Here is a 7,536-nt window from a genome sequence, read left to right on the forward strand (position 1 = left end):
TCAAGGGCCGGTCGTCACGCCGCATCCAGATGGAGTTCCCGGACCTGCGCAAACGATATTGGGGCAGGCGGTTCTGGGCCCGCGGATATTTCTCGACAACCTCGGGCAATGTCACCGACGACATCATGCTTCAGTATCTGGAACTGCATGGAAAACGGGATGCTACCGGCGTCAGCCGGTAGTGGTTCACTGGGATCAGTCATGATCTTGCCCGCAATCGTAGCGGTATGGGCAAGATGTATGGCTCCGGCGGTAGGGATCGAACCTACGACCAATTGATTAACAGTCAACTGCTCTACCGCTGAGCTACGCCGGAACACGGGGCGGGATATATCAATGAGGCTCGGGGCCGTCCAGTGGCGTTGCGACGTTTTTTTCACAAAGCCGCGAAGCGCGCCTCGGCGCCGATTTCGTCCAGCGCGGTCACGGCGCCAAGCGTCGAGAGTGCGATCAGATGGGCCAGGACGTTGCGCGCGGCGGCGCCAAGCAGTTCGGGGCCGACATCGTAGATGCGTCCCGCCAGACCCGTCGCATCGTCGGGGCGCTCGCGCAGGGCGGCGAGGATCTGGGCGCTGCGCTCGCGGCGATGGGCGGCAAGCTCGGCGATGCGGTGGGACGGCGCCTCGACCGGGTCTCCGTGTGCGGGCAGCAATCGGCGCGGTGCCATCTGAACCATCCGGTCGAGCGATCTGAAATAATCGACCAGATCGCCGTCGGGAGGCGAGATGATCGTCGTGGACCAGCCCATGACCACATCGCCGCAGAACAGGCTGTCCTGCCAGAGAAAGCTCAGATGCCCGCCGCAGTGGCCCGGCGTATGCAACGCGGTCAGCGCCCATTCGGAAGTCTCGACGCAATCGCCGTCGCGCAGCAGCCGGTCGGGGGCGAAATCCATGTCCAGCCCCTCGCCGCCGCCGACCAGACCCTGCGCTGCCAGCTTCTGCATCACCGGCGAGCGGCCCGACAGGGCATCGCCGAAGGCCAGAACCGGAGCCCCGGTCAGGCGCGACAGGCCTGCCGCGCCGGCACTGTGATCGCGGTGGGCATGGGTGACGAAGATATGGCTGATCCGGCCCTGTGCCGCCTCGACGATGCGGGCCAGATGCCCCGGATCGTCGGGGCCGGGGTCGATCACCGCGACCTCGTGGGTGCCGATCAGAAAGCTGTTCGTGCCCGGGCCGGTCAGGGCCGAGGGGTTGGGCGCAAGGATGCGGCGGGGCTCTTTCGTCGGGCGGCTCATGCGGCTAGCCTAGCGGCAGTCGGGCGAGGTTTCCATGACCAACCAGGGCGAGACGGGTCAACTCAAGTTTCTGTTGCCGCGCGGGCTCTATGGCCGGGCGGCGCTGATCCTGTTCCTGCCGGTGGTGGTGCTGATGCTGGTGGTCAGCGTGATGTTCCTGCAGCGCCATTTCGAGGGCGTGACCCGGCAGATGACCGCAAGCATGGCGCGTGAACTGGGCTTTGTGGCGCAACAGATGGAGCAGACCGACAATGCCGCCCTTGCCCTGCTGGCGGGGCGCTCGATCGCGGTTCCGCTGGAGCTGACGCTGGATCTGCCCGCAAGCGGGTCCGATGGCGACCAGCGGCTCTATTATGACCTCTCGGGGCGGGTGGTGATCGAGGGGTTGCGCGCTGCCCTGCCGCAGGTTCTGGCGGTGGATCTGGCCAGCGACGACAAGCGGGTCGCGGTCGTGATGCAGGGCCGCTTCGGACCCTATTCGCTGACCTTCGCCCGAAGGATGGTCAGCGCCTCGAACCCGCATCAGCTGTTGGTGCTGATGGGCTTTACCTCGCTGCTGATGACCGGCATTGCGACCGTGTTCCTGCGCAACCAACTGCGGCCGATCCGGCGGCTGGCGCGGGCGGCCGAGGAATACGGCAAGGGCCGGATCGTGCCCTATCGGCCGGGAGGCGCCACCGAGGTGCGCAGCGCCGGCACCGCGTTTCTGGACATGCGCAACCGGCTCGAGCGGCAGAACGAGCAGCGCAAGATCATGATGTCGGGGATCAGCCACGATCTGCGCACACCGCTGACCCGCCTGCGTCTGGGGCTGTCGATGCTGTCGGCCGACCTGCCGCCCGAGGCCGAGGATATTGCCGCCATGGAAAGCGACATCGCCGAGATGAACCGGATGGTGGACGCCTTTCTGGACTATGCCCGCGATGAGGGGCAGGACAGCGCCCCCGAGCCGACCCGGCCGTTTGATTTCCTGCGCGAGATCGTCGCCGACGCACAGCGCGCCGGGCAGAAGGTGGCGCTGCTGGATCTTGAGGGGGATCAGGCGGGCGAGGCGACCTTCCGCCGCGACATGCTGCGCCGCGCGCTTGAAAACCTGATCGGCAATGCCGTTCGCTACGGCACCCATGCCGAACTGGACGCCACCCTTGGCCCGCGCAGCCTGCGCATCGGTGTCGAGGATGACGGGCCGGGCATCCCCGAGGGCAGCCTCGAGGCGGCGATGCGGCCCTTTACCCGGCTCGATCCGGCGCGCAGCCGCAACCGGGGACAGGGGGCCGGACTGGGTCTGGCGATCGCTGCGGATGTCGCGCGGGCCCATGGCGGACAGTTGCGCCTGGGGCGCGGCTCACGGCATGGCGGCCTGCGGGCCGAGATCGTCATTCCGCGCTGATTCCCCATCGCATCGTGCGGCGGCGGACACAGGGCCTTGGGGGGCTGCGGCGCGGGGCCGAAATATGTGGTATTGTCGGGGCCATATTGAACGGCGGATCGCGCAGCCCTAGATTGACGCGATGCAGGGGTCGCGCGCCGCCATCACGGGGCCGCGGCTTCGGGCGGGAAAGGAACGCAACGAATGAACGAATTCGCTTCTCAGACCTATCCGGTGCTGCCTTTGCGCGACATCGTGGTGTTTCCGCACATGATCGTGCCGCTGTTCGTGGGGCGCGAGAAGTCGGTGCGTGCGCTTGAGGCGGTGATGGAATCGGACAGCCCGATTCTGCTGGCCGCGCAGAAGGACGCCTCGGTGGATGAGCCCGACGAGGACGGGATCTATCGCACCGGCGTTCTGGCCAACGTGCTGCAACTGCTCAAGTTGCCCGACGGCACGGTCAAGGTGCTGGTCGAAGGTCAGGAGCGCGTCGAGATCACCGGCTTCGTGCCGAATGACGACCATTTCGAAGCCGCCGCCGTGGTGCTGCCGGAGGTCCCGGGCGACGAGGCAACGGTCACGGCATTGGTGCGGACCGTCGCCGAAGAGTTCGAGCGCTATGTCAAGGTGCGCAAGAATATCCCCGAAGAGGTGGTGACCGCCGTTGCCGAGGCGGGCGAGCCGGCCAAGCTGGCCGATCTGGTCGCCGGCCACATGGGGATCGAACTGGACAAGAAGCAGGACCTGCTGGACACGCTGGACATCGCCGAGCGGTTGGAGAAGGTCTATGCCCTGATGCAGGGCGAGATGTCGGTCCTGCAGGTCGAGAAGAAGATCAAGACGCGCGTCAAGACCCAGATGGAGAAGACGCAGCGCGAATATTACCTGAATGAGCAGATGAAGGCCATTCAGAAGGAACTGGGCGACGGCGAGGACGGCCAGAACGAGATCGCCGAACTGGAAGAGAAGATCGCTAGGACCAGGTTCAGCAAGGAGGCCCGCGAAAAGGCCGAATCCGAGCTGAAAAAGCTGAAATCCATGTCGCCCATGTCGGCCGAGGCCACGGTCAGCCGCAACTATCTGGACTGGCTTCTGGCCCTGCCCTGGGGCGTGAAATCGCGCACCCGGAAGGATCTGGGCCGGGCCGAACAGGTGCTGGATGCCGATCACTACGGGCTGGAAAAGGTCAAGGAACGGATCGTCGAATATCTGGCCGTGCAGGCGCGCAGCCAGAAGCTGAAAGGCCCGATCCTGTGCCTTGTCGGACCTCCGGGCGTGGGCAAGACCTCGCTGGGGCGGTCGGTCGCGCGGGCCACGGGGCGCGAGTTCATCCGCATCAGCCTGGGCGGCGTGCGCGATGAAAGCGAAATCCGCGGGCACCGGCGGACCTATATCGGCTCGATGCCGGGCAAGATCATCCAGGCGCTGAAGAAGGCCAAGACGACGAACCCGCTGATCCTGCTGGATGAAATCGACAAGATGGGACAGGATTTCCGCGGCGATCCGGCCTCGGCGATGCTGGAGGTTCTGGATCCGGAACAGAATTCGACCTTCGTCGACCACTATCTTGAGGTGGAATACGATCTGTCGAACGTGATGTTCCTGACCACCGCCAACAGCTACAACATGCCGGGGCCGCTGCTCGACCGGATGGAGATCATCCCGCTGGCCGGCTATACCGAGGATGAAAAGCGCGAGATCGCGCGTCAGCACCTGCTGCCCAAGCAGATCAAGGCGAACGGGCTGCGCAAGGGCGAGTTCAGCGTCAGCGATGAGGCGTTGACCCATGTGATCCGCTATTACACCCGCGAGGCGGGGGTGCGCTCGCTGGAGCGCGAGATCGCCAAGCTGGCCCGCAAGGCGGTGACCGAAATCCTCAAGGGCAAGGTCAAATCCGTCGAGATAACGCCCGACAAGGCCGAGGAATATCTTGGCGTGCGGCGCCATCGCTATGGTCTGGCCGAGAAGGAGGATCAGGTCGGCGTGGTGACGGGTCTGGCCTGGACCTCGGTGGGCGGGGATCTGCTGCAGATCGAGGCGCTGCGCCTGCCCGGCAAGGGCCGGATGAAGACCACCGGGAAACTGGGCGAGGTGATGAAGGAATCGATCGACGCGGCCTCCAGCTTCGTGCGCTCGATCTCGCCCGAGATCGGGGTGAAACCGCCCGAGTTCGACAAGCGTGACATCCATGTCCACGTTCCCGAAGGCGCCACGCCCAAGGATGGTCCTTCGGCCGGCGTTGCCATGGTGACCTCGGTCGTATCGGTGATGACCGGCATTCCGGTACGCAAGGACGTCGCCATGACCGGCGAGGTCACGCTGCGCGGCAATGTCCTGGCCATCGGCGGGCTGAAGGAAAAACTGCTGGCGGCGCTGCGCGGCGGCATCAAGACGGTGCTGATCCCGGCCGATAACGAGAAGGATCTGGCCGAGATTCCGGACAACGTGAAGAACGGCTTGAAGATCATCCCGGTCAGCAATGTCCGCGAGGTGCTGAAGCACGCACTGGTGCGGCAGCCCGAGCCGGTCGAATGGGACGAAACCGCCGAAGAGGCTGCCGAGGCCGCCCGATTGGCCGCACGCGAGGCAGGAGGCGGCAGCGCGGTGGCGCATTAGGCGAAGCGTCTGCGCGGTGGAGGGGGGGGGACTTTCATCTAAGACGGTGGGAAATCTTCTAAGATGAAGCATCGCCAATGGCTTAGCCGGAAAGTGTCGAAAGCTGAGTTGCAATTCAGGTGTCGAAAGTGACGGATAGCGGGCGTCCGACCGCGCATTTTCTTGCAAAGGGCCCGCAAGAATCGCGCATCTGGCGACATCGACCTGACATTCTGGCCGCGCGATGCTAAGGTGCTGATGTGGCTCGGTCGGTGTGGTGGTGATGGCCCTGGTAGGCGCCCGAGCAGCTGCGACAGATCACCCTGGGCGCGGCGCCTTCAGCCAGTTCCCTTCCGGGCATGTTGAGCGCACGATGCTGTGGCCCAATAGACTCGGTGTGCGGGCGCGCAAAGACAGGTGGTTGTCCAGGTAGATCCTCGCGATGACGGTCCGATCATCCGGGCTGTCCTTTTTATGTTCAGAGAAACCTGCCAACGCATAGCACAGTTGATGATCTCTAGTCCTGCCGCTATGTTTGTCGGCGCTGGCTGGCGATATCCGGTGGTCGAAGCCTGAAGCTACCAGCATTGTCGGGTGGGTCACCGCACCTGATAGTTGGCCGGAGATGACTGACTGGTGATGGGTCCTGTAAGTCAAAGGCTAGGCAGTGCGGATCACCTCGTGCTGCCATTTTCCTGACAGATGCGAGTGGGGCTGGGATAAGCGGGTCCCTGCGCCTGGCCGAACGAGCAACCGCCAATGGTGGGACCAGCGTAGAAGGATCCTGCGGCACCAAATGCCGCAGCGGTGGAAAACAGGGTGCCGGCGGCGGCGCTCCCGAAGGAGAACATGCCGGCCGCGAATGCTGCGACGGCCGCCATGTTATTGCCTCTCCCGGCCGGGGGTGATCGCTTCCCCCAACCTGTCGGGCCAGTTCTCCAAGCGGACGGTGCGGACGCCCGTCGCATCGACGGTTGTGTAATCCACACCGCCGCCAATAAGAAGTGCTTGTCGGTGGCGTCGTTGAGCAATCCGGCCTCCAGCCGCATCAGGTTCATGATTTCAAGCCCGAGATCGGGGAAGGAAATCTGGCCGTCATCCGCAGCATAGTGCCTGGCCGGTGGCGATATCTCGGGACCGAGATAAACCCAGGAATATCGAGCGAACGGCTGTGGAGGGGGACTCCACGGCTCGAACGCCGGGAATGGGCTGCGCCCGTGCTAGGTGGACAATGAAGTGCTTCGCCCCACCAAATTCCGTTGCACAAGCCACAATGAATTCGGCATCCGTTGCCGCCTGACGCGCGAAATAGTCCCTGATCACGCCCAACACCTCGGGAACGGACATGGTTTTCTGCTGTGCACCGATCTCGATATAGGCACCGTCATATTCGCGGGCGAGATGGTAGAGGGCAGTGGTCTTGCCGCGTCCGGGCGAACTGATGATATGGGCCGGATAGGGCGAGATCATCGCGAACTCAATGGCATCGCGAACGCGCTTAACGGCTTTTGTTTCGACGAAAATTTCGCTGATGATAGGTTTGGTCAGCATCAGGATGCCTTTCTGTCTGCGGGGTAGAGAATCGAGGCGCGGGCGGCGTCCACCGCAAGGGCTTCGTCCTCTTCCTCCTGGTTGGATAGGGATTCGGGAGGGGCAATCGGGGGTCGCATCAGCCCCTTGCCGCCAAGGCCGTTGACGGTCATCACGGCGTCCGGCTCGTTGGGTGTCACATCGCCGCGCCGTTCGCCCCAGGCGATCAGCTCCTGCAACGCGTCGATGTCAGGAGCTGATTTATCCATGGCGGTCATCGCGCGGTTGTAGAGGCTGGTGCGCCGGGCGCTTTCCTTGGCCCCGCGCATGTCCATCACGTCATAGGGCGTGTCGGAATAGGCAAAGCCGAGATGATCGCCCTTGGCATCCGTGATGCGAAGGGCCGAGAACCCATGGTATTTCGGGATATGCACGGTCACCCGCCCGTCACCCATGGCGTTGAGCGCATCGCAGGTGAAGTATCTGTTTTCGTGGCGAATACGGCCCTGCCGAGGCGTTGTTGAAGGTGCGCGGGAAGGCTGGATGCCTGTACAAGGCGCATACGCCCGCCATGGCTGCGGGTGCCCTCAACGGTGGCGACATGGATCGGATCGCCTTGGATTTTCCCCGCAGTGATGGCTTTCCTCGCCGCCTGTACGGAAATTCCGGTGAATAGCCCCGTGTATCGTGGACGCCTTCTTCGCTAATTTTGAGGCAAGGAGGCCATAATGAGCAGCAGCAAGTTCAGCGATGAGTTCAAACGGGACGCGGTCGCGCAGATCACCGAGCGGGGCTACCCGGT

The 7,536-nt window shown here is 63.9% G+C and carries 7 protein-coding genes and 1 tRNA gene; 3 read left to right on the forward strand and 5 right to left on the reverse strand.

The window, feature by feature from the left end; translation table 11 throughout:
- The coding region (locus KNW02_RS19675; RefSeq protein WP_216034889.1) for a transposase at positions 1-182 on the forward strand (182 nt) is incomplete at its 5' end.
- A gap of 59 nt (positions 183-241) precedes the next feature.
- On the opposite strand, the gene KNW02_RS19680 is transcribed toward KNW02_RS19675, so the two are convergent.
- Both KNW02_RS19680 and KNW02_RS19685 read right to left on the reverse strand, forming a co-directional pair.
- Positions 242-316 (reverse strand) — tRNA-Asn (locus tag KNW02_RS19680).
- A 60-nt stretch (positions 317-376) separates the two neighbouring features.
- Positions 377-1,240: an MBL fold metallo-hydrolase gene (locus KNW02_RS19685; RefSeq protein WP_216034890.1), complete on the reverse strand. Its 864-nt coding sequence runs from the start codon at positions 1,238-1,240 to the stop codon at positions 377-379.
- Between the two features lie 34 nt (positions 1,241-1,274).
- Here KNW02_RS19685 and KNW02_RS19690 point away from each other — a divergent pair, with 34 nt between their 5' ends.
- Together KNW02_RS19690 and lon are read left to right on the forward strand one after the other, a co-directional pair.
- Positions 1,275-2,630 (forward strand): ATP-binding protein, encoded by a 1,356-nt coding sequence (locus tag KNW02_RS19690; protein ID WP_216034891.1) that lies wholly within the window; start codon positions 1,275-1,277, stop codon positions 2,628-2,630.
- Positions 2,631-2,813: 183 nt separating this feature from the next.
- A complete protein-coding gene (gene lon / locus KNW02_RS19695) occupies positions 2,814-5,225 on the forward strand; it encodes an endopeptidase La (RefSeq protein ID WP_216034892.1) in 2,412 nt (803 codons plus the stop codon).
- 1,074 nt (positions 5,226-6,299) lie between these two features.
- Here the strand turns inward: lon and KNW02_RS19700 are convergent.
- The 3 genes from KNW02_RS19700 to KNW02_RS19710 form a co-directional block, all read right to left on the reverse strand.
- Positions 6,300-6,755: a TniB family NTP-binding protein gene (locus tag KNW02_RS19700; protein ID WP_216034893.1), complete on the reverse strand. Its 456-nt coding sequence runs from the start codon at positions 6,753-6,755 to the stop codon at positions 6,300-6,302.
- Positions 6,755-7,174: a hypothetical protein gene (locus tag KNW02_RS19705; protein WP_216034894.1), complete on the reverse strand. Its 420-nt coding sequence runs from the start codon at positions 7,172-7,174 to the stop codon at positions 6,755-6,757. The genes KNW02_RS19700 and KNW02_RS19705 overlap by 1 nt, the downstream gene beginning before the upstream one ends.
- Before the next feature lie 147 nt (positions 7,175-7,321).
- Positions 7,322-7,536, reverse strand: a 215-nt coding sequence (locus KNW02_RS19710; RefSeq protein ID WP_216034895.1) for a hypothetical protein, incomplete at its 5' end; no start/stop codon positions are given.

This window comes from Paracoccus marinaquae (assembly GCF_018860165.1).
Classification (GTDB): Bacteria; Pseudomonadota; Alphaproteobacteria; order Rhodobacterales; family Rhodobacteraceae; genus Paracoccus; species Paracoccus marinaquae.

Coding starts and splice junctions, on each gene's coding strand:
- KNW02_RS19685 (WP_216034890.1), bottom strand. CDS start 1,240: ATGAGCCGCCCGACGAAAGAGCCCCGCCGCATCCTTGCGCCCAACCCC.
- KNW02_RS19690 (WP_216034891.1), top strand. CDS start 1,275: ATGACCAACCAGGGCGAGACGGGTCAACTCAAGTTTCTGTTGCCGCGC.
- lon (WP_216034892.1), top strand. CDS start 2,814: ATGAACGAATTCGCTTCTCAGACCTATCCGGTGCTGCCTTTGCGCGAC.
- KNW02_RS19700 (WP_216034893.1), bottom strand. CDS start 6,755: ATGCTGACCAAACCTATCATCAGCGAAATTTTCGTCGAAACAAAAGCC.